General features: G+C 38.8%; 17 protein-coding genes and 1 other RNA gene. 2 read left to right on the forward strand and 16 right to left on the reverse strand.

The window, feature by feature from the left end:
• Positions 1-38: 38 nt before the first annotated feature.
• The 3 genes from PVK63_RS01450 to ffs all read right to left on the reverse strand — a co-directional run bounded on the left by PVK63_RS01450 (position 39) and on the right by ffs (position 3754).
• Complete coding sequence (locus PVK63_RS01450) at positions 39-1049, reverse strand: TniB family NTP-binding protein (protein WP_017019108.1); 1011 nt, start codon at positions 1047-1049, stop codon at positions 39-41.
• Positions 1049-3538 carry a TnsA endonuclease N-terminal domain-containing protein gene (locus PVK63_RS01455; RefSeq protein ID WP_274439804.1) on the reverse strand — a complete coding sequence of 830 codons (2490 nt, stop codon included), beginning with the start codon at positions 3536-3538 and terminating at the stop codon, positions 1049-1051. Before PVK63_RS01455 ends, PVK63_RS01450 begins: the two co-directional genes overlap by 1 nt.
• A gap of 119 nt (positions 3539-3657) precedes the next feature.
• Positions 3658-3754: signal recognition particle sRNA small type (gene ffs / locus PVK63_RS01460), an RNA gene on the reverse strand.
• 265 nt (positions 3755-4019) lie between these two features.
• Here ffs and PVK63_RS01465 point away from each other — a divergent pair.
• The gene (locus tag PVK63_RS01465) at positions 4020-4916 is read left to right on the forward strand and encodes a hypothetical protein (protein ID WP_274439805.1); all 897 of its coding nucleotides are present in this window, start codon (positions 4020-4022) and stop codon (positions 4914-4916) included.
• A gap of 20 nt (positions 4917-4936) precedes the next feature.
• Positions 4937-5932: a sensor domain-containing diguanylate cyclase gene (locus tag PVK63_RS01470; RefSeq protein WP_274439806.1), complete on the forward strand. Its 996-nt coding sequence runs from the start codon at positions 4937-4939 to the stop codon at positions 5930-5932.
• Between the two features lie 5 nt (positions 5933-5937).
• Here PVK63_RS01470 and PVK63_RS01475 read toward each other — a convergent pair whose 3' ends face one another.
• The 13 genes from PVK63_RS01475 to tssE are packed head-to-tail and all read right to left on the reverse strand — an operon-like array spanning position 5938 to position 22519.
• On the reverse strand, positions 5938-6906 hold the full coding sequence (locus PVK63_RS01475; protein ID WP_274439807.1) for a protein kinase domain-containing protein: 969 nt from the start codon (positions 6904-6906) through the stop codon (positions 5938-5940).
• 5 nt (positions 6907-6911) lie between these two features.
• On the reverse strand, positions 6912-7583 hold the full coding sequence (locus PVK63_RS01480; protein WP_130043291.1) for a PP2C family protein-serine/threonine phosphatase: 672 nt from the start codon (positions 7581-7583) through the stop codon (positions 6912-6914).
• Entirely contained in the window at positions 7580-11101 is a 3522-nt protein-coding gene (gene tssM, locus PVK63_RS01485) for a type VI secretion system membrane subunit TssM (protein ID WP_274439808.1), read from the reverse strand. The genes PVK63_RS01480 and tssM overlap by 4 nt, the downstream gene beginning before the upstream one ends.
• A gap of 11 nt (positions 11102-11112) precedes the next feature.
• Positions 11113-11946, reverse strand: coding sequence for a type IVB secretion system protein IcmH/DotU (icmH, locus tag PVK63_RS01490; protein ID WP_130048277.1), 834 nt, complete (start codon positions 11944-11946; stop codon positions 11113-11115).
• A 1-nt stretch (position 11947) separates the two neighbouring features.
• Positions 11948-13270 carry a type VI secretion system baseplate subunit TssK gene (tssK, locus tag PVK63_RS01495; protein WP_130043294.1) on the reverse strand — a complete coding sequence of 441 codons (1323 nt, stop codon included), beginning with the start codon at positions 13268-13270 and terminating at the stop codon, positions 11948-11950.
• Between the two features lie 11 nt (positions 13271-13281).
• Positions 13282-13770: a type VI secretion system lipoprotein TssJ gene (gene tssJ, locus PVK63_RS01500; RefSeq protein ID WP_130043295.1), complete on the reverse strand. Its 489-nt coding sequence runs from the start codon at positions 13768-13770 to the stop codon at positions 13282-13284.
• A gap of 35 nt (positions 13771-13805) precedes the next feature.
• Complete coding sequence (gene tagH, locus PVK63_RS01505; RefSeq protein ID WP_274439809.1) at positions 13806-15098, reverse strand: type VI secretion system-associated FHA domain protein TagH; 1293 nt, start codon at positions 15096-15098, stop codon at positions 13806-13808.
• A gap of 1 nt (position 15099) precedes the next feature.
• Entirely contained in the window at positions 15100-15228 is a 129-nt protein-coding gene (locus tag PVK63_RS01510; protein ID WP_130043297.1) for a hypothetical protein, read from the reverse strand.
• 2 nt (positions 15229-15230) lie between these two features.
• A complete protein-coding gene (locus PVK63_RS01515) occupies positions 15231-16760 on the reverse strand; it encodes a sigma-54 interaction domain-containing protein (protein ID WP_274439810.1) in 1530 nt (509 codons plus the stop codon).
• Positions 16761-16762: 2 nt separating this feature from the next.
• Positions 16763-19345, reverse strand: coding sequence for a type VI secretion system ATPase TssH (tssH, locus tag PVK63_RS01520; RefSeq protein WP_274439811.1), 2583 nt, complete (start codon positions 19343-19345; stop codon positions 16763-16765).
• Positions 19342-20412, reverse strand: a complete 1071-nt coding sequence (tssG, locus tag PVK63_RS01525; RefSeq protein ID WP_274439812.1) for a type VI secretion system baseplate subunit TssG — start codon at positions 20410-20412, stop codon at positions 19342-19344. The genes tssH and tssG overlap by 4 nt, the downstream gene beginning before the upstream one ends.
• On the reverse strand, positions 20376-22127 hold the full coding sequence (gene tssF / locus PVK63_RS01530) for a type VI secretion system baseplate subunit TssF (protein ID WP_274439813.1): 1752 nt from the start codon (positions 22125-22127) through the stop codon (positions 20376-20378). The genes tssG and tssF overlap by 37 nt, the downstream gene beginning before the upstream one ends.
• On the reverse strand, positions 22124-22519 hold the full coding sequence (gene tssE / locus PVK63_RS01535; RefSeq protein WP_274439814.1) for a type VI secretion system baseplate subunit TssE: 396 nt from the start codon (positions 22517-22519) through the stop codon (positions 22124-22126). Before tssE ends, tssF begins: the two co-directional genes overlap by 4 nt.
• Between the last annotated feature and the right edge of the window lie 21 nt (positions 22520-22540).

Raw genomic sequence — 22540 nt, forward strand, 5'->3', positions numbered from 1 at the left:
CTAAAAATAAGTTAGCATCAATAAATACTGATAAAAACTCAACTCTTACTCAACAGTGAAGATAAAGACATAGCATCAAGAAACTTAGTTGCAGTAAGGCGTTCATCATCAGTCATTGCGTTTAGATTATACTTTGAATAAGACTCTACCTCTTGAATTGGAACGTCAGCTACATTCATTTCAAATGGATTTTTCTTCGTTGGGAATTTGTACTTGAAAGTGGCACTTAATACATCATGAGTTAGTGTGTTTTTGTTTTGCTTAAAGCTTTCTAGCATCGCATCAGAGCAGAAGTTCTTAAGTTGCCTTAGTTCACCTCTACAAATTGAAAACAGTGGAATAGCAAACTCCTTATTGTGTAGTGATGGCACCTCATCATATCCCATTCGATTTGCTAGGCCTTTTAGGAATTGAACATATGTTTTCATGTCATTTTTTAATGAAAAATATTCTATTTGTGTTTTCCATGCTAAGCGAGATCCCCATTGAGGTTCTTCAGCAATAATATCCGCATAGGGCATACCAACTAACACAATTGATACTCTAGCTTCTTCGCTAATGTATTTAAGCGTGTTAGCGACATTCTGACGTTCTTTAGCACTTGAAAATTCGATGAGTTCTTGGAATTCATTAATAATAATGAGTTCTGTTTTTTTACGCTTTAACGCTCGAACGACTCCTTCGGCGAGAGCGATCTCTGAGCGTTTAGCTCTTCTCGTTCCTGAAGGTGATTGTCCTAAGTCAGTTAACAATTGATACATGGTTTGTTCGTTATTCACTCTACGTGGAATACGTGTATGTAAAATGGGTAATGAACTGAGTGCGGAAAAATTTGATGGCGGTTGTTGTAACAGGTAGTTATTAATGAGTGCTGATTTACCTGAACCTGTATCACCAAGTAAGAGCATACATTGTGGTTCTGCTCCTAAACCTTGATTCATGCGTAGATCATCAAAAATAGAGTAGATATGAGTAATTATTGGATACTCAATAAAGCATTGATTAAAGTTGATGAGTTGTTCTTTTTGAGTCGAAGATAAAGTGTGCATCAGAATCCCTCTAAATCATCATGTAGTTCATCCCATCCATTTAAAACATCATGTTCATTTTTATTCAGTTTTTTGATTTCACTTTGCTCATTAGGTACTTGAATCGATTTTTGAGTATGACTACCAATATCTTGGTGCCGAGCGATCTTTGATGCATGGGTAGTTTTCGTAGTACGTTTTTTACTAGATTTGATTTTTTCTACTTCTTCCGCAATTCTATTTTCAACATACATACGTGAATCAGCGAGTTTTTCATGATCTATTTGTAATCTTGTTTTAGTTCTTTGCAATTTTTGAGCGGTTTGATGCTGAAATAACGTAAGGCCAGATGTATAACTAATATCTGTTATGCAAGGAACTTTAATATAGCGTGATTCATTAGTTAAATAGACAAAAATATGTGATATATCTGAAGGGTCGGTTTTTGTTTTCAGCGTTAGGTTATTCTTATCAATAGCCCCCCAAATTTTTCTATATTGACTTAACTCTTCTGATTCATAACGTAATCCATGAAGAAAAATACCTCCAATACGAACCGTTCGAGTATTTAATATTCCAAGCTCTATTCGTAATTGTTGAGCTTCTTCATCTGTATAGGTGAGAGGGGGTAAAGCCGTTACACCTTCTTGCCATTTAAAATAAGGAACAGCAGTCTCTCTTGCATCGGAAGTCATATGATAGATATCGATAATCCACGTATAGAATAAGTCTAAAAATAAACTGAACGTAATCGTGGCATCTTTTTTAGGATTGTAACCTTTAAGTTGCTCTATTCTCGAGCGAGTTGTTCCTGGAAGGGAATGGACTAAGCCCTTATTTAACAGGTCAAAAAACTTTTCAACAAGAGGTTTCATCCATGGTTCACCAACCTTGTTATATAAAATATTGGTAGCAAAAGGTAGTAAACTATCTTCTAAGCTATCACTCCAGAACTCTGCGCCATTATCAACAACAAGATTTTCAATTTTTCCTGCAACAGGCCAATCGTGTTGAAGGTGAGGGTATTGTTGTGTAATTAAAGATTTATCAAGGCAGGCATTGCAAAAAGCATGACGAATAGATTCGAAGCTAGGAGGTCTAAAACTAAGATTGTAGCCAACGATGCATTTACTATAGCTATCTATTAAAATTGTTAAGTATGGGCGGCCTAATGGTATCTCTAAAGTGTCATCCAGTAAGATTAGGTCAAGTGGAGTATGATCTATTTCTACATATTCTAAAGGGCGTGTTGCTTCTAGCATCTTTCCAACTTTACGATAGTGAATATCAGCATATCGTTTTCCATAGCGTTTAAGAGCAACGTCATATTTAGGCAATGCATTGATTCGATTATAGAAAGTACGTTGACTAACTTTTTTAATTTTATTCGTAAGGATAGATCGATTTTCTATTATTACTAAATCACAATAGTACTTAAATGTTTGACTGATGGAGCATCGATTTAGTGTTAAGTATTTTTCGTTAATTGCTTTTGTTATTAAAAAATCGCCATCAGTATTCATATGTTTATTACCTTTATATGAGTGTTTTGGAATTAAAGAGGATACCTTTTCCCCACTTTGGTGATAATTTTTATGCCATTCAGCAAGGGTTCGCCATTTTGGTGCGATCGCTTTTAAATCAATTGAAGCATCGTTAAGAAGAGGTGTTAAATTTTTTTCTGTCCAACCACCTTTTAAACGAGGTTTGATCCATTTAAGAAAAGAAATACGACGCAATACTTCTGCTTTTATAGCGTCATCGTATGAATCAAGAGAAGGTGTAAGCACTTCTGTTTTTTTATCATTAGTAATTTCAGCAGGAGAGGATTGAGTAGTTAATATTTTTTGAAATTCATCAGTAAATGGAAACTCTATATCCATTGATAAACCTAACGATACAATAGAGTTCCCATTAATTATTTCATTTGTGTAAACCGTTTGCAGCACCCCTTTTGATTGCCAGCTTAAAACACCAGCTAATACCTCTCCATTACTGATATTTAATCTGTTTGCAATTTGATTAATTTGAATCTTATTTACTGTCTGGATGAGGTTAATGATTGATTTTTGAGTGGCAGAAATATTATGTAGTCCAGAGTATCTATGCAGAAGCTTAAAGTTGTTGAGTAAATGACCTGTTCTAATTTGCTTTTCGGTAATAAGGATTAATGAAAGATTTAATTTCTGGGCTGCTTGCTGTTTTTGGATGAATTTTGATTGAAAATCGGGACGTTGGGTTTTAGAAAGAGGTTTTATTTCAAGTAATTGTTGCCGCCCAGATGAATGTGTAATCAGAAAGTCTGGAGTATAGGGGAGGTGTTTTCCTTGATATTCATAGTAAAACCCTTGAGGTTGAGATTCAAAGCTAACAACATCTGGAGAATATTCAAGATGAAAGCACATATCAAATTCAAGCATAGATTCTGTACGAATGATCGAATCATTCTTCAGACTCATAAATTTGCTAATGTTTTTTACTTGAGATTGTTTTAGTGTACGAACGTACATGATATTCACCTCTATGTTGTAAACTTACAACTAAAGGTAGTTTGTGCAGGCTTATTTTGCAAATTTGTAGATTTCTTTGCAATTTATGCAGAGTAATTTTGCAAACATCAAATAGGTGGAAGCCCCAGCCACATCCCGGCACACACGTCGCCCGCTGCGGCTGCTCCCTTCCAGGCCTGACCGAGTTCACGAGTTAGTGTTGCGGGAGGACCAGGGCCTCCATAGATTCTGTTGTTCCTTAAGAACGGGAGAGATTATTGTATATAGCTATAAATAATGCAAGCGGAATTCAATAAAAAGAAGTTAAGTGATTAATAAATAAACGGACTTGTACAATAATGATAAGGAGGGTGATTTTATTTTTTTGTGTCACATAAATGACGTCAGAAGAAAGTCAAAGTAAATCAATGCATTAATGATAATTATTGGATCGTGATCACTTATGTTTTTTATTTATTTGATAGAATAAAATAAAAAAAAGTTGGCTATTTTGAATAATCGTATAATTTTCAAACAAATTAAATATTTCGCTATTACTCTTTTATTGATAGGGGTTACTCCTATTTTTTATCTTTGGGGGCAATATCAGACAGAGTCGAATGCGATTCAATTTCAAAGGGAAAGCGAAGCTAAGCATCAGCTCAATTTTAGTCAAAAAGAGGTGCACTCTATTGCTTCAAAATTAAGTACTTCTCTAAAGCTTCTATCTGGTAATCGGGTATTATTAGAGTTTATCCAAGATCCTTCGCTAAAAAATAGATCACTCCTCGAATCTCTGTGGGCGCTTACGGCGACGAACTATTCTTATATTTCTCAAATACGCTTAATTGGAATTGATGGGCAAGAAATCTCTCGTATTAATGAAGAGAATGGAACGCTCACCATTGTTCCTGAAAGTGAACTTCAAGATAAATCACATCGAGATTACTTTATTTATGCACAAACGTTAAAGACAGATGCCTTTGGTTTTTTTGGCATTGATTTAGACGTTGAGCATGGGAGCGTCGTTACTCCTCCAAAACCGTCATTACGAATATTTACACCGATTGAAATAAATAATAAGCGTAAAGGCTATCTCTTTTTTAACTTAGATATTTATGAAATGGTGGATAAAGTAGAGGCATCATTAGAGACTGGCTACCAATTAGAGTTTGTTAATGAGGAAGGGTATTACCTTGCGTCTCAAGATAAACGAAAAACATTAGGACATCTGATAGCAGAGCGAGAAAGTTATAATATTCTGATTGAAACGCCTGAATTATGGCAAAAAATGAGAACTCAAAATACAGGGGAGTTTGTAGATAAGCAATTTTTTACTCCTTTGCAAAGGTTTCTCTTGGTGATAATTTTGGTCGTAGTTCACTTTATTTACTATTGAGTAGTGAGAATAACTTAGCTATGGAAAACGTAGAGCATAAATTAACAATTATTATTTATGAAGCTATTTTGGCAATACTATTTGTTACTTTCATTTCTATTCTAATTGCGCGTTATATAGCTAAACATAGAACAACAAGTATTGAAAATCAGTTAGCGTTAGCTGCATTGAATGGTATGTCAGCGATAGTGATTACCGATAAAAATAATCGCATTATTAAAGTCAATGAAGAGTTTACGAGCCTAAGTGGGTGGAGAGAGGAAGATGTTATCGGAAGAACGCCTTCTATGTTCCAATCGGGGAAGCATAATAAAGATTTTTACTCAGCAATGTGGAGAACAATTCAATCTGAAGGGTTATGGGAAGGAGAGGTTATCAACCAGCGAAAAGATGGCAACCTATTAACGGAGATTTTACGTATACAAGCTATTTATAATAATGACGGTAAAAGAGAATATTTCATCGCCTCATTTGTTGATATTACAGAGAGAAAAGAGCTAGAAAATCGCCTTCGAGAGTTGAGTGAAAAAGATTCCTTAACCCAGTGCTGGAATCGACGTAGGTTTGAGCGTGAATTTTCGAATATTATAGCGAATGATTCATTTATCAAAGGTAATGAGTCGTCATGTTTAGCGATTATCGATATTGATTATTTTAAGCGAATTAATGATAAATATGGTCATGACGTTGGTGACAAAGTGATTGCTGAAGTGGGTAGGATTTTAGGTACAGAAAGTCGTCGTAATGATTTTGTTGCGCGTATTGGTGGGGAAGAATTTGCCGTTATTTTACCGAACACTCAATTACAAGAAGCAGAAATGATTTTAAATAGATTGAGAGTCGCAATAAATTTATATGACGACATTAAAGTAACCATTAGCGGTGGCGTCACTGATATCTGTAATAGTCGTGAATCTAGTTATAAACGTGCAGATCTTGCCTTATACGAATCAAAAGCCTCAGGGCGAAACCAAATATCTTGCTTTAGTTCTGATGAAATGACACAAATTGCGTAATTTTATTAGGTAGATACATTCTTATTCCTTGAAAATACCGATGATACCTTTTGTAGCATCGGTATTTTTTTGCTTGTCGTTTGCTGCTTAAGGTTTTCTTTTATCAATATGTTTAATGCTTTGAAATTAAGGTGCCGTTCCGCTGAGATAGGGCTCATTGCTTGTCTCAGTAATTGATGTATTTTTTGTTGCTCTTTAGTTCTACTGTCTAACGTTTCTTCCTTTTGTTGATAAGGGTGCGTATCGAGTAGCAGTTTGTAGAGCAAAATAGAAAGGGAGTAGAGGTCACTTTTTATGGTCGGCGCATTGCCTTGTTGTACCTCTGGTGCTGCATAATCGCTGCTCCAAGCATGAACTTGATTGAAATTTATCGTAAAATTATTTTTTTGAGGATTGATGTTACGGCTGATACTAAAGTCAAACAGATACAGTTCATTAGTGTCTGAAATTAAGATATTACTGGGTTTTAAATCCCCATGAATAACACCGCGTTTATGGCAATGAATAACACAATTTATCAAAACAAAGGCGTATTTTAAACGGGCAGCAGTAGGTATGCTTTCAAACGGAGAGTCAAGTAATAGCGAGAGTAATTCTCCCTTTATTATTGGCATAATTAAAAAAGGTTGTTGCGAGTCATTACATAAAGCGAGGTGCTGAATAGGCACTATGTTTGGATGATGTAATTCATTGGCTTGCTGGTATTCATTAACTAGAAGTAGCTCTGCATCATGGAAAGTAGTCGCTTCACTGCTGAGTACTTTAATGGCCATTTCACTTTGTTCAAGGCCAATACTTTTCAGTAATAGGTCATCAACCTGATACACTACACCCATACCACCAACCCCTAAAACTCGTTTAATTTTATAACGGTCATTAATGATTTTTGGGATGGGCTTTATCTTTCTTTTTTCAACTATAGATTCATCCGCTTCGCATGGAGGTGCCGCCTCTAAGAATTGGTCAATATTCATCTCACTCATCGGCTTGCCTTAATTATAATTGCAGATAAATTGTCATTCGCTTCAGTTAGTAACACCTGCTCCTTTAAGTGGTAGCATCCTTTTAATGCACTAGGTAATGCCATGCATGCCTCTATCATGTTATGGGATAAATATTTATGTACGCCATCACTAGAAAGTAAAAAGGTATCTTGATGCTGTAAAGGAACGATACAGTGCTCAATATCAAGAGCGTTGCCCATTCCAATAGCTTGCGTTAATGCCTCTCTACCATTTTGCTCGCGGGTGTGATCTTTAGATATTTGATACAGCTTATTATGTCTAAATAAGTAACAACGTGAATCACCAGCCCAAATACAGGCAATATGCCCATCATGGGCGATAAGCATACAGACAGTACTTCCAATTACGGCGCTGTGAGAAAGCGTTTTCTCTTGGCTTAAATGGTGATTTACTTTAAAGAGCATACGTTTTGCTTTTTCAATTTTTTGCTCTAACGAGCCGTACAATAGCTCAGAGTGAAAGGCATCAATAATCATGTTACTGGCAATCTCTCCATACTCATAGCCCCCCATGCCATCGGCTACAACCCAGATCCCTTGCTCAGTAAAGGATAAAATGGCGTCTTCATTTTTATCCCTTACTTTGCCTTCTTCTGAGAAATGAGCCGTTTTAAATTGTTGGCTCATCCATTGATCCTTTTAGGAAGATAAAAATTACTCAAAATCTTACGGTTAAACGGGTTAGGAGTACGATCGCTATAGATTAAGTATTTGGCTTCTAATCCTTTGTTTTCAAGATCCAACTTAATCACATCTTGGCCACGGTATTTATTGACTCTAAATTTATCGAGTACTCTAAAGAAAGCCCAAGGCCCTGAGTTTTGTTGATTGACCACTTTGGTTCCACTGAGATCTTGAAGAACAAAGCTTACGTATTGACGTTGATTTGTGATTGGCCAAGTAAAACGTTTTTTCTGAATAGGCCCATGGCGGTAACTGAACTTATTTCTTCCATAATAGAAGGTCGACTGCAAGGCACTTGCATCAAGTTCAAATGGCGCAATACGAAAAGAGACCTTAGCTTCTTTTCCTTTAGAACCATAAAACATTTTCTGAATAGTAAGGCCATATTTATATTGATTCAAAAATGATTTTGATAGGCCTAAAGAATGGCCATGTAAGGTTTTTTGTTTGAATTTTCCTTTTTGATTAATAACGAATGAGGATAAGTAGGCATCAAAGAAATTATCCAAGATACCGCCATTTTGGAAGAACTCATCAAAATCAGCAATGTTGACGTCATGGCTACTGTTTTTAAATGGATAGCGGCCAGATAAAGCAATGTCGTAATGGTTAACCACTTTATCGTGATAGACCATTTGAATATGATCACTAGAATGATTTAAAACGATACCCCACGCGTTGTTGGATATTTGATTCCACCATTGCTGTAATGGTTGAGGTAACGTCTCAGACATGACTCGAATATCATTTAACTCATTGGGAATTCCTTGCATTCGATCTCGAGCAATTTTAAAGGCTGATTGGTCCGGGTTAGGTGAAAATTTTACCATTGATAAGCGGCCACTTAACTCATTAACAACCACTAGAGCATCCTCAAGAGGAATGGTGGCTTGAGCTTTATCGGTTAATAATAAATTCAGTGGTTCAAATTGGTTACTGACTGCTTTTCTTGCGCTTTGTGAGCGCTCTTCAACACTGTGCAAACCAAGAGAGGCAACTTTTTTGAGCTTGGTGTTAACGGGTAACTTATTTGTTGTTTTTGCGGCATTAGAAGCAAGCTGTGCTTGATCGACAAAAGTGGTATTTTCTCGAATAAGATTAAGCAGTTTTAAGATGGGTTGACTCGAACCTGTCATATTTGCAATTTGCAGTATCGCCTCATCTATATTTTTAGATGGCTTGATTTGTAATTGCTCAACGGCTTCTTTCCAGTAGCGAATATAATCATGAAAATAGAGGTCTTCCACTTCAGCATAAAGGCCGCGAATTTCATTGGTGCTCAAGTCACTGGATAATCCAATAACCCAATTTTCATCAATCAGTTGTTTGACCTGATCTAATCCTTTACTTAGAAAGACCGTTTGATAGCCTTTTTGAGTATACAACCCAGGTATAATAGTGCTGGTATGATTAAAAAGGTTTTGGTTTGGCCCAAGATGGTCACTTAACTTTATATCTCGTAAGTTCATCTCTTTCGCATCTTGCTTTAATTGCTGATAGACAAGTGCTGAGGTATCAGATTCCCTGAGAAATTTACGAGATTTTGCTACTAAGTTATCGTTTAATTGCACTGGTTCAAAGCCAATGCTAAGTAAATTGGTTAAGTGCGTTTGTAAGGCATTTTGTTCTGTTGCTGAGCCACTGTATAGATAAGACCAATGTAATCCCATCCATTGCTTTAAATACTGAGTATCTAAGTGTTCGTGCATGTTGAGCATTAGATACGCGCGCAAAGAAGGGGTAAGAAACTCACGATTATCTTGGTTATTGGTGACTTGGTATTCGAGCTCACTGGTGACTTTAGGCAACAATAACGCAATCAACTGCTGGTGATACGCCTTTTCTGCTGCTTGCCTTAATTTTTCTCCTTGCTGTAGTCCTGCCATGTTCTCTGGGAAATGGTTATCCTTCTTTTGATAAACCTGAGTTGCTTTTAATAAGGGGTCTAAAGTAGGCAATAGCTCGATAGAAGGCGCTAATGGAGACAAATGAACTATTTGTTGGTTGTAGTTGTCTGCAAGAGTTAAGAGTGTTTGCTGTTTGCTGTGATTATTCAAAAAGCTTGTGGCCCACAGTGAACCAAAACCAATAATTAAAGCAAATGAAGCTGCATAAATAGCCCCATTTTTAAACTTTACTTTTCGTTCATAATTATCATCCAGCGTTGCGAGCTCACTGTTTGGAAAAATCACCTCATCAAGCAGTTTGCGGATAAAAAAACCACGTTGATGTTGGTAGGTTGGTAATACTCGAGAACTTATCCCTAAGTTTTGACCAATATTAGAGGTACTAGAATCCGCTTGAGCATTGGTTGGTGCTGGCACTGAGGTTAAATAAAGCCCACGTAAATGTGATGCTTGATGGTAACGTGTTTTGGTGAAAGCTAACTCAGAGAACAGAGCAAGGCGCTCTGCAAGAAAGCTCAATTGTCTTGGAAATTGCAATAATTCGGCACGCTTCATTACATCACGCTCATCATGTAAACGTGACATTACTTGGGCGTCAATGCGCAGAATAAGCTTTTCAAATTCTTGTTTGATTTTATCTGCTTGTTGTCCTTCCCCTTCATTAAAGGTAACACCGAAGACTTGATCCATTTCTTCGCGAGATAGTGAGGAGAAGAAGGGTTCAAAACCTTCTACTTTATCCATTTTAGTTAATAAAAAGTAGATAGGCATATCTGAACTCAGTTCATGCCTTAATTCTTGTAGACGTTCTCTGACATAACGAGCCTGTACTTCAATGCTGCTTTCATCAGGAGATTGCAGTGTTGTAATATCGATAGTTAAGATCACACCATTGAGAGGGCGACGACGGCGTTTATTACGCAGTGCTTTTAAAAAACGTCCCCATACCGGTTTATTCAGTTCATTTTCATGTTGATCAAAAAAACGGCCAGCAGCATCTAATAAAACGGCATGATTAGCAAAATACCATTCGCAGTGTTGGCTGTTTTGAATATCTCTCGTGTAGTGGCCATCTGTTTGATTAAGAGGGAAATCCAAACCAGAGCATTCTAATAGTGTGGTTTTGCCACTATTTTGAGGGCCAATAACCATGTACCAAGGCAGTTGATACTTAACATTATTATTTAACTTTCCATACAGGCCTGCTCGTTTAATCGTAGTGATGGCGGCATCAAGCTTTCCTTTTAATAGCGAGCTTTGTTCTTGGATGTAAGCCAGTTCAGATTGTGCTGCTTCATACGCTTCTTTGTTTTCTTCTTTTTGAGATTCTCGTTTTGCTAGCCACCATAACGTTAGATTGAACGCTGCCCACAAAAGCAAACAAATAAAGACGGTCAGAACTTTACCTGTGGTGGTTTCAATAAGCGGAGTATTAGCGATGGCGATGTGTTTGCCAAATACACACAGTAAAAGAGCGAACAGTAAACTGCATAATAAGCTCCAGCACCATGTCTTTTTTAAGGTGTCTAATAGTGTGTTAAAAAATGATTTCATCCGTGAAAATCCTATAAATCAATTTGTTGAAATGCTTGAATAACGTGCTCTGATTGCTGATCCAAAACGTAGTAAAAGCCACCATAAATAGCGCAGAGAGAGAAAGTAACCACGCACACAATACCAATCCATGAGGTTTGTTTAGTCAACTTATGGCGTTGTACTTGTTTTGGCTCCCAATTGGGTGAGAGACTGGATTCTTGTTCAGGACGTAGAGAGCGGATCTGTCGATATAATGAATCCCGAATGGCCTCAAGCTCAATTAACCCTCTGGATAGAACTCGATATTTTCCTTCAAAGCCTAAGCTTAAGCATAAGTACATTAGCTCTAAGAGATCCAAATATTTCGCCGGGTTACGACTGAGCTTTTCGAGTAATAAGAAAAACTTTTCGCCTCCATAAGTCTCGTTATGAAAGCTGCTTAACATACTTTGTGAGGCCCAATGGCTTTCAGAGCCCCAAGGGGTGGTAACAATGATTTCATCGACAAACGAACATAAAAGATAGCGAGAAAGTGCAACATAGTTATTCTCAACTCCTGAATTAAGGGCTTGAAACTCGAATGACTTCAATTCTTCAACTAATTTCGGTTTAAGTAGCTCAATATCTTGATAGCTTTCTTTTTTTAAATCACACGTAATGCACAGCAGAGAAGAAGCGGCACTGATGAGTGGATTGTTGCCTGAAAAATTATACTCTTCAGGTTTTATTCTAGCGGCATACACCATGCGATCTTGCAATTGATCGAATTTTGGCGCGCTGGTATTTTGCGTTAATGTTGGATTGATCTGATTTGGCTCTTGAGTAATGAGTACAGTGCGATCGTCCATGTTACTGCTGTTCATATTAACTGTTCCTTATTGCCCAGAAGAAGAGAGAAAGTTCAGGGAAATCACCTGCAATATGGAAGGCGAATCCACCCGATTGGGTCAGTTGTGAGCGATCATTCGCATTAAGATCTAAGGTGAAATAGCAATAATCGCCATGAAAAGGTACTTGTCTTGGTGCTACAGAAAGAGATCGGCAAGTGATCCCTGGAAGTTGCAAGTTCACCAAATTACGTATTTTTTCTACTGGGCCGACTTTAAGTTGTGGCGGTAATTGTTTACGGAGGGTTTCAGCGTCTGTGTGTGAGCGAGCAGCAAGAATAAAAGTTGCCTCTTGCAATAAGCTGTCGTCTGAAATTGGGGCGATAAGTACGCCGTGATTGCGCTTTTGAAGAGGGATTTCAAAGGCATTTTGTTTCAGTGATTGATTTAGCTGCTTACGTAGTTGGAATAAAATACGCTCAAAAGATTCTCCCTGTTCTTTATGGTTATAGGCAAGGTCAAGATTAGCTCTACGATGCGTTGAATCGTAAGCTGAAAGTTCGCCTTGCAACGAAGCCAGCAATAAGAAGAGTTCTTCAGGATGATAATGAGAGCATTTATTTAAATAATTAAGCTGCGGTTCATATCGATTAAGTAATTGAAGCAAAAGAAAGTCTCCAATCTCAGAGGTTGCATGGCCTGATTGGGTAATACGCTCTGCTAAGATATCAGCCTTATGAGTGACCAGTGTCAATACCTCCCGTAATGCTCTATGGACTAAAGAGGAGTGAAGACCATTAATAAAACTGGCTTCAAAATGAGTGTTAAGTTGAATCGCGCCTTCTGGAGTAACTTGTTTTACTTCACATAATTTGAGTTTTACCCAGTGGTTGTCAATTTCATCTTCAGTAATAATATGAAAATCAAGATCACCACAGCTAATGGTTTGTAGGTTTTGCACTTGCGCATTATTATCGGCAACCGTGAGATCATAAGAGACATAACGAGTATTAATGTCGACTTCTTTTTCTTCTCGAGCTTCAGGGCTATTTAGTGTGGATAGAGACACTGCCAAATACAAATTGAGATTGGTTGCAGGGGCATCCGATTCCCAAATGATAGGGTTAGTTTGATGCTGAATATCAAATAAAGAGCCATCAGGAAGGATCCCAGAAGCTTGACTGATCACGATTTTTCCAACAGAGAGGTGATGACTATCAAAGCTAAGGGAGTGGAATCCCCAATTGTACCTGTGTTGTTGTTGAGTTCTTACTTGTAACTGATTGTGGTAATAACGGTCATTTTGCTGAAAATGTTGAGGCCGTAATAACATGCCTTCTTTCCATATAACTTTTTGCATAATTTTGTCCTCTAAATACGCGTATTGTTATTGGTAGGCGATGTTTTTTTCTTTACTCGCTCTAGCTTTACGATGGCGTTATTTGTAGCGATAAGCTCAATTTTTTGAGCCTTTTGTTGCTTAACGGTGTAGATATAATGCCAATTGGCATCATCAATGTTTTGATAAGCGCCAATAACTGCTAAATATTGACCTTTAACATCAAGCTTCAATTTAACGGTTTTTTGATCTCCCGGTCGTAAGATAAGCTCTTCTTCAGCGATGAAATCCGACCCTAAGGTTGATTTTGCGTTGTTGTATAAATCAAAAAATTCCGCGTTTTCAAAACTGGTGACAGAAGATATTTCAATGACTTTAACGACTAATGGAGAAGGGCGATCAACATGGTCGGGGTTGAGATCTGAAGATGCGTTCAAGGTTAACGCGACATAAGTTGGGTCAGGTGTACTGCTGCACGCACTGAGAAACAGCAAAGTTATGAGGGTAATTAATTTTTTCATAATGATAGCGTCCTTTTCATTTCACTATTTAATGGCTATACGCGAAGCGCTGCAGAGAGCATCTGTAATTGAGTTTCATATTGTTTAGCAAAATCTTGCTCTAATAAGGCATTTCTCCAATCAGGATCTTTACTAATTTGCTCGTGTAATTTGCTGTATGCCTGCCAATATTGCGCATCGGCTTTTCCAAATTTGCTTTGCACACCTTCTTGAACAAATCGGTATATCAACGTTTGTGGCGATAATTTATCAATCAGCGCATCTAAGGTGTGCTGGCATGCGTCATGGATAGCCAGTTGATTAGCTTGAATGTCTTTACAGCTTTGACTTATTGCTTCAATACCTTGTAAATACCCCGGCTTGTGGTGAATGATGACATTAAGGGCATCATTTACATCGTGGCTAAATTTTATTGGGTTATTTCCTTGTGCTTGAATGGTTGTGGCATTTGCAGTTAGTTTATTTTTCAGTTCGGTACGGGTACGCAGAAGCTGTTGTATGCCATTGACTGAACTGCGTAGTGCTGCACCAATTTCAAATAAGGTTTGCTCTGGATCTTCCAAGTCATTCAGCTCTATTCCTAGGCCTTTAGATAGTGCGGCTAAATAGGCATCATTATCTTCACTTATAGCCTCCGCTTGTGGTTGCGTAGGTTGAGTTGTTTGTCTTTTCGTTGATGCGTGAGCTTTAGACGTAGGTTGAGCTTTGAATGCTTGAGTTTCTAATTCAATGTCTTCGCTAATAATGTCGTCATCAAGCACGGGAGAGATAAATTGTTCTTTAAGTAAGGCATCATCCATAATGGATTGAGAGGGAACATTCTCTTCCACTTGCTTTAGAATGATCTCCTCATCGCTGTTTAAGAGCTCCTCAATGGGAGTATTACTTAAAAAACTGTCGTCGGGGATCATATCAAATACCGATGGGTTCTGATCGGTACCATGATTAGCAAGAGGATCTAATGCGGCGTTATTTGTTGGCTCAGGGGATGCATAATTTGTTGGATCTTGAAGAATTCGCGCTCTTATTTTGATAAACCCTAACTCATAAACATCACCATGAGAAACAGGATGCAGTTCACCAGTATTTAAAGAGGCTTCTTGACCATCAAAATAGGTTCCATTGGTGCTGCTATCGGTAATGAAATATTGTTGGTCATCAAAACTGATCGATGCATGAATATTGGATAATTGACGTTTAGTATCCGCGATATACCAATCGGCATTTGGACTGCGGCCTATGGTTCCACCTGCTTTTTTGAAGGTGAAAGTAGGCAGAGTATCGATAGGAAGATCGTGTGATTTAATGATATCAAAGGCCAGTTCCATTTTATTCTTCCTCTGTAATTAATGTCGATTGCTCTTGCGGTTCAGGGTTGCCAACAGGGCGATAATCATCGTAATTACTGCATGCTGATAGCAGTAATAGGGTTGTGATTAATGAAAAGCGTAACAACATGCTTAGTATCTCCATTCCTTGGCGGATAAATTAAATTTTCGTAGTCGATAATCGAGTGAGCCTTTTGATAGTTCGAGTCGATTAGCGACCGTTTGCAGGTGACCTTGATGCTTTTCTAGATATTGCATCAAAACGTTTTTTTCAAACTGCTCAATTTGTTCAGAAAGGCTACCCATTAACAGGGGCTCTTCTTTCTTTGGTGCTATGATCATGATGCCGTTTAAGACTTGCGTAATGATCTCTTTGTCTAACTGTTTGCTATTTGGGGCTTCCATACAGCATCGTTCAATGATGTTTTTAAGCTCGCGCACATTGCCTGGAAAGGGGTAATTCGACAGGCTATCAATAAAGCCTTTGCTTAACGTTGGTGACGTTTGGTGTTGTTCTTTGGCGTAATGCTCTGCAAAAAAACGCCCTAAAAGTGCAATGTCCTCTTCTCTTTCTCTCAGTGGTGGAAGGGCGATGGGAAATTGCGCTAGACGGAAATAGAGATCTTGACGAAATTCCCCTTGTTCAATTTTGTTAAGCAGGATTTGATGGGTCGCCGAAATGACTTTTACATCAACATCGTAGAGTGTTGTTGAGCCAAGAGGGCGTACTTTCTTCTCTTCTAATACGCGAAGTAATTTGGCCTGAAGAGAGCTTGGCATATCACCTATCTCATCTAAAAACAAAATGCCTTTATCTGCTGAACGTATCAGTCCAATGTAATCTCTATCTGCTCCTGTGAAGGCGCCTTTTTGATAACCAAACAACTCACTCTCTAGTAAGTGTTCAGGAATAGAAGCGCAATTTTGAACCACATAGGGCTCGTTTCTTCGGTTTCCAAATTGGTGAATGGCTTTGGCGATTAACTCTTTACCGCTGCCAGTTTCCCCTGTAACTAAAACATTACGATTTATATGCAGCGCTTTTGAAATAGTTAACCGTACATTTTTAATCGCTTGGCTCTCTCCTATGATATTTAAGTCAGAAGGGATATGAGCCGATTGGGATTGAAGAGACAGTTTTTCTTCCAGAGAATGATGTTGGTTTTTTAAGGCAAATGCTAAGCGATCAATCGCCAATGAATTAAGCGTATTAATCGTTTGTCTGTCGCTCTTTTGATAACAAGTAAAACGTGAAAAATAGAACATCAACACCCCTGAAACACGTCCTTGAGCATTCCTTAATGGCATGAATTCAACTTCACCATCAGTGAGTGAATAATGTTCAGTGTGATCAAATAGGATATCTTTGATTTCATCACTACACTGACTGAAATGAAGGTTAAAATTACGTCCTTCACTCATGCACAGCGTTAAGGTATTAAACTCGCTATAGTCGGTATTAATACGCTTATTTGTGTGTTGGTTCTGCTCGACAGCGGTAAGTTTGATTTTTCTATTACCATTTTCTTGTGTGAATCCTTCCGCCATTTTAAACAGTTGAGTTCCTGAGGCTTGAGATAAAAAGCAAATGACTTTTTGAGCGCCACTGTGTTTAAGAACCCCAGATAACCAACATTGAGTAAACTCACCTTGATCTGACATAGTTACTCCCCAAACTCACAGCAAACTTGACCATCAGAGTCGATAGCAAGAGTGATTTGGCGTAATGGCTCTTTTCGAGCAAGTGCCAATAATATTTGAGATGAAAACGCAGGTTTTAATTGATGATTAATAACGGCATCAATATTTCGAGCACCAGTTTCGGTTAAGGTGCAGCTTTGAGCTATGTGATGGGCAATGGCTTCATCAAAATCTAGTGTAATGTCTTGTTGTAGAAGCTGAGTTTGCAGTTGGTTTAATCGAATGGTGACTAAGGCCTCCATGCTATCTAGCTCTAGCGGGAAGAAAGGAACCACATTCATTCGACCAACAAGTGCAGGTTTAAAGTATTGATTTAGTGTTGGGCGAATGGCTTTGGTTAGCTCGGCTGTGGTTGGCTTTTCTTCGTGGCTGCACAGGGCTTCAATTTGGTCTGATGCCAAGTTAGATGTCATTATAATAAGCGTTTGTCTAAAGTTGATTTCTCGGCCTTCACCGTCATTCGCCACGCCTTTATCAAAGATCTGATAGAAGAGATTCATTACTTCTGGATCGGCTTTTTCAACTTCATCAAGTAGAACCACAGAATAAGGTCGTTGACGTACCGCTTCCGTTAATACTCCGCCTTCACCATAACCAACATAGCCAGGAGGGGAGCCAATAAGGCGAGAAACGGTGTGTTTTTCTTGGAACTCAGACATATTAATGGTGGTAAGAAATTGTTCACCGCCATACATTAGATCAGCGATTGCTTGTGCGGTTTGGGTTTTTCCCACACCACTTGGGCCGACAAACAGAAAAACTCCCGTTGGGGCATTCGGGTTATTAAGACCTGCAGCCGTAGCTTGAATGGCTTTTTCTAATGCAATAACGGCTTGATCTTGGCCTTTAATTTGTTCTTTAAGTTGGCGTTTTATGTTCAGCACTTGCGTTGCTTGACCGCGTTGTAAAGTGCTTAATGGTATTCCTGTCCAATGAGAAACTACCTCAGCAACAAGAGAAGGACAGGTTTCATAATTGACCAGAGAGCCCGAAGTTTGGGCATCAGTGAGTTGCTGATAAATTTCTTGTTGATTGCAAACTAAGCGTTCACGTTCTGCTTCTTCATCACATTGTGCAATATCGATTCTCGAAGTCAGTAAGGCTTCTGCTAACTCTTTTTGCTCGCACCATTGCTGTTCTAGTTCGTTCGCTTGCTGCTGCGTTTGGATTAAGGTGTCTTCAAGGCGAGTGATGAGGCTTTCTTCGATATTAATTCCTGCTTGTTTGTCTCTTACAATGCAATCTAATTCTCGCTGGGTAATTGCAATGGTATGCAAAAGCGCTTCTAACGGTTCTGGTTTGGCTTTTAGGTTGATCTTTACTCGTGCGCAAGCGGTATCGAGAAGGTCAATGGCTTTATCTGGTAATTGACGTCCACTAATGTAACGAGCAGACAATTCAGCGGCGGCAATAATGGCATCGTCTCGCACATAAACGCCGTGACTCTCTTCATAGCGTTCAGCAAGTCCACGTAAGATGGTGACGGCTTGTTCTACGCTAGGTTCAAGAACTTTCACTGGTTGGAATCGACGAGCTAAAGCAGGATCTTTTTCAATGTATTTTTTGTACTCAGACCACGTCGTTGCGCCAATGGTTCGTAATTCACCACGAGCGAGCGCCGGTTTTAATAAGTTTGCCGCATCGTTACTTCCGGCTTGGCCACCTGCACCAATTAAGGTATGGGCTTCATCAATGAAAAGAATGATAGGACTTGGACTTTCTTGAACGGCAGTAATAACGAGATTTAGACGACGTTCAAACTCACCTTTAATGCTTGCGCCAGCTTGTAATAGGCCTAAATCTAACGAAAGAAGAGAAACATTTTGCAAAAGTTCAGGAACTTCACCATGTGCTATTTTGATGGCTAAGCCTTCGACTAATGCTGTTTTACCTACTCCCGCTTCGCCAACAATCATCGGGTTGTTTTTACGACGACGAGCTAAGATATCGATCATTTGTCTGATCTCACTGTCTCGGCATAATACTGGGTCGATTTTATCTTCTTTAGCAAGTTGGGTGTAATTGGTGGTGTAGGCCTCTAGCGCACTTTGATGCTCATGATTTGTGTGTTCGTTTTGAGTTACAGAGTCGATAAGACCTTCGACTTGCTGCTTAAGAGAAGATGCTGGAATAACACTTAATTCACGATAATAAGGAGTGTGGCCATATTTGTTTGGGTGTGAAAGTAGGGTTAATAACAAATTAGCAGCCAGTACCTCTGCTAACTTCATTTCAAGCATGGAATACAAATAACTTTCTTGTAGCCACTCAATCAGAGCAGTGGAGAGGACTGGGTGATTGCTTTCAGATACTGTACTTTTTCGTCCGTGTTGTAGCGCTTCAATTAAACGTTCGCTTGATACTTGGTATTGCTGACATGCTTTATTCCAAAAACTTTGCGGGTTATTAAGCGCAGCTAGGATGAAATCCTCACACAGTACCTCGTTTCCTCCACGAGCCACACATAATTGAGCTGCTTGCTCTAGCGCTAAGTGGGATTCTTTGTCTAAGGTCTTAATTAATTGAGGTAATTCTACGTTAATCATAATGTCTTCCCTGAAAGTGTAATACGCCCTTCATTCGCACTTGAACCTAGCCAACTCGTCCAACCTAAGCAGCATTCATTGCTGTCTGATAGGGTCAATGGACGGGGTTCGTCGTCTTTTAAATGAAGTTGAATATCGAAGTCGAGTGGATCTTTTACGGTAAATTGCACTAATCGATTTAGAGCAATCCAATTGGGTTTATCGGTTAAAAATGAATGAAAGTGTTCCCATGTCAGTTGAGTAATATGAATTCTAAATTTATTCGCACGGTCAGGTGCACTGTCTCCAAGCACAACATTACTAGAGAGTGAGGAATTCATTACTCCTAATGAGCACAGCTGTTTTTCTGGTATATGGCAGTGACGTAAAATACATTCTTCAATGTGAATATCAGAATGCTGAAAGTAATAACGCAATAAGGCTTCGATGGTGTTTGCCGATCGAACACGCTGGCTGAGTAACCCTAAATATGGAAACAAACGAGGCCAATTTATTGATTTGTCGTCACGTAACTCTTCGCTTTTTAGCCCGAGTAAGGCAAAAATATGTTGAGAGAATGGATCATCTGCCCCTTCTCTAAATGCGGCGTTATAGCGGTATTTTTGCCATACATGTCGAATAAGGCGGTGAAGACGATGATGAAAAATATCGAGAAATGGTTTCAGAACATTGTGTTCATCTTGCAATAAATAGTCATTGTAATAATGAGGCAGAGGGGAGGATGCCCCAATCAGCGACAGCATATTTAAAGTCATGATGATTTTTGGTAATCCATCATTATGGCTTACAACCGACACGCTTTGGATTTCTCGCGGAGCAAAGCCCTGAGAAGGGTTAGCAATAAATTGTATACGCTCATAAGCGTCATCGTGAGATAAATCATAATGAGAACAAAGTTGATAGCACACATGATCAAGCGCTTTCATTAATGATAAATGACCAATATTCTCAACCGAGATATTTAGTGCAAGTGCAGATTCAACAGTCATTGATGGTAGAGAGTTAATGACTATTGGTGCTGCTTCTTCAGTTAGATAAGAGGTTGCTGTCCCATTCGTGGTTGCCATGAATAGTCTCCTCCATCTGTACTTGTCACGTTAAGCTGATTAAATGAATTCATACTGGTGTAGAGAGACAGGAATTCATTGATGACGGTTGCGAAGAGATAAAGCTCACCTTCACATAAAAAATGCTTACTGTTGAGATGTAAATGGGTATTCATGGCACGAACAGGCGCCCCTTCATACAACATATCACTTGGTTTTGTGGTGATGTCCTCAATGCCATCAATTAAACGTTGATGTTTTTTTCCCTTAGCGTCGTCTTGCTGACCTGCAAAGTCGTAAGCTAACAAAATGCGTTTAAATGCTTCTGGTTTGGTTAATGAGAGATAATTAAGTGACATGTTTGAGATCAGTGACCACAATCCGTCTTTTTCAATCGGTGGCGTATAACAAGGCGTAACTGCACGTACATTAGTAAATGTCACCGAACCTGTGGTTTGGGATGTGGTTTCTGTAATGGAGTCTATTGCTAATCGTTGAGCTAATGGGCCATTACACGCAGTAACAGACAGTGACACGGTCACGTTATTAGTAAAGGTATATTGAGAGCGAAAGGATAAATAGGTATCAAAATGCCCATTCACAATGTTCTTTTCTTGTCGAATGCTGTAATAATTCGAGTGTTTATTTTTATCATTATGTTCAAATGATTCAAAGTGATAAAAATGGATTCGCCCTTTTTGACCAGGGTTCCATCCTTGTACCTCTTCAATAGATAAAATCGTGCTATTAGCATCAGTAAATGATGCAGGCGTAATTTTATATTGATCTTTACGGTGGGTAAGTAAGATCGGCTGCGTATCCGTTTGAAATGAATTAACAATTGGTGTGCAAAACAATTCGGGCTTTATACGGTTCGCATAAAATGGTTGCTGAGTAAGGCTAGCAATGGTGAAACGGAGATCTATGTATTTACACCCTTCACTAAACTGAGCTGGCCAAAGAGGAAGTTCAGTTAAGTCAATGTAGTAATACTTTTCTGGATAACAAAAAAATTCTTGGATATGTCGATAGCCCTCGAACGTATTCAGAGGATAATCAAACAAGGCTTGCTCTGAAGAAAAACCAACAGATTGAATACTGTCTACTGAGAAAGTAGAACGATTAATAAGAGTATTATCTTTGTCTAATGCACAAAACTCAGCTTGAGTAGTGGTTGAGCAAAGTGCCATGATTAAAGCAAGGCTGCTGGCTTTATCACCGTTAAAGTGAACTTTAAGCTGTTTCATATTAAGAGAATGCAGTGTAACCCCAGATGGAAGCTCTAACCGGAGCTGATATATCCCGCCATTCCCGTTTGCAGTAAATGATGATGAGTGAATTGAAATTGGGTACACGTCGACGTCATAACAGGTCTTAAATTGACACTGAACCCCTTCAATGGGCTGGCTTAATACTTCGGTACCACGCTTAATTAAGGTTTTTTGTGTTAGTGCATCGGTTGGTGTGAATTTCAAGGTACTCATTGCGGGTAACGCTTGCACGTAATTGGGCCATAAGAGTCGCATCAATGAATGGGTTAGCTCTGGCAATTGATTATCTAAACGTTGATGCAAACGACCAACTAAAAAAGCAAATCCTTCAAACAGACGCTCAATATCTGGATCTAAACCTTCTTGACCAAGAAAAGGAGCAAGGGCAGGGTTCTCTTCAGAAAAAGATTTTCCTAGCTCGCGTAAGGCTACTAATTCAGAATGATAATACTGCTCAAAACTCATGCTGCACCTTGCATTGGATTATTCGTGGTAAATGAAATTGGGACTATTTGACCATTTAGAATTACGTCTCCTTGAATATCAAAATACAAATGCAGTGGACTGTGTATGCCCCCTAGGTAGCGTACTTGAATATTGCTAAGGCGAGACTCATAACAAGTGATGACACGTTCGACTTCTCGCTTCACATGCAAAATGGCATCGTGAGGAGTCATGTGGGACATATTAAGATCTGGTAGACCTAAGTCAGGTCGAATAAGTGCCGCTCCTTGTCGTGTTGATAGCAGTTGTGCAACGTGCGCGCGAATAGACTCAGTAATCGCATGAGTCGTTGATGCTTGGTTGTACTGTGTTGTTCCAGTTAGTAGCCGTTCAAATAAACGTTGTGATGCCATGTGTCATTAATCCATTAATGC

The sequence above is a fragment of the Aliivibrio sp. S2TY2 genome (genome assembly GCF_028765525.1).
Lineage (GTDB): Bacteria > Pseudomonadota > Gammaproteobacteria > Enterobacterales > Vibrionaceae > Aliivibrio > Aliivibrio finisterrensis_A.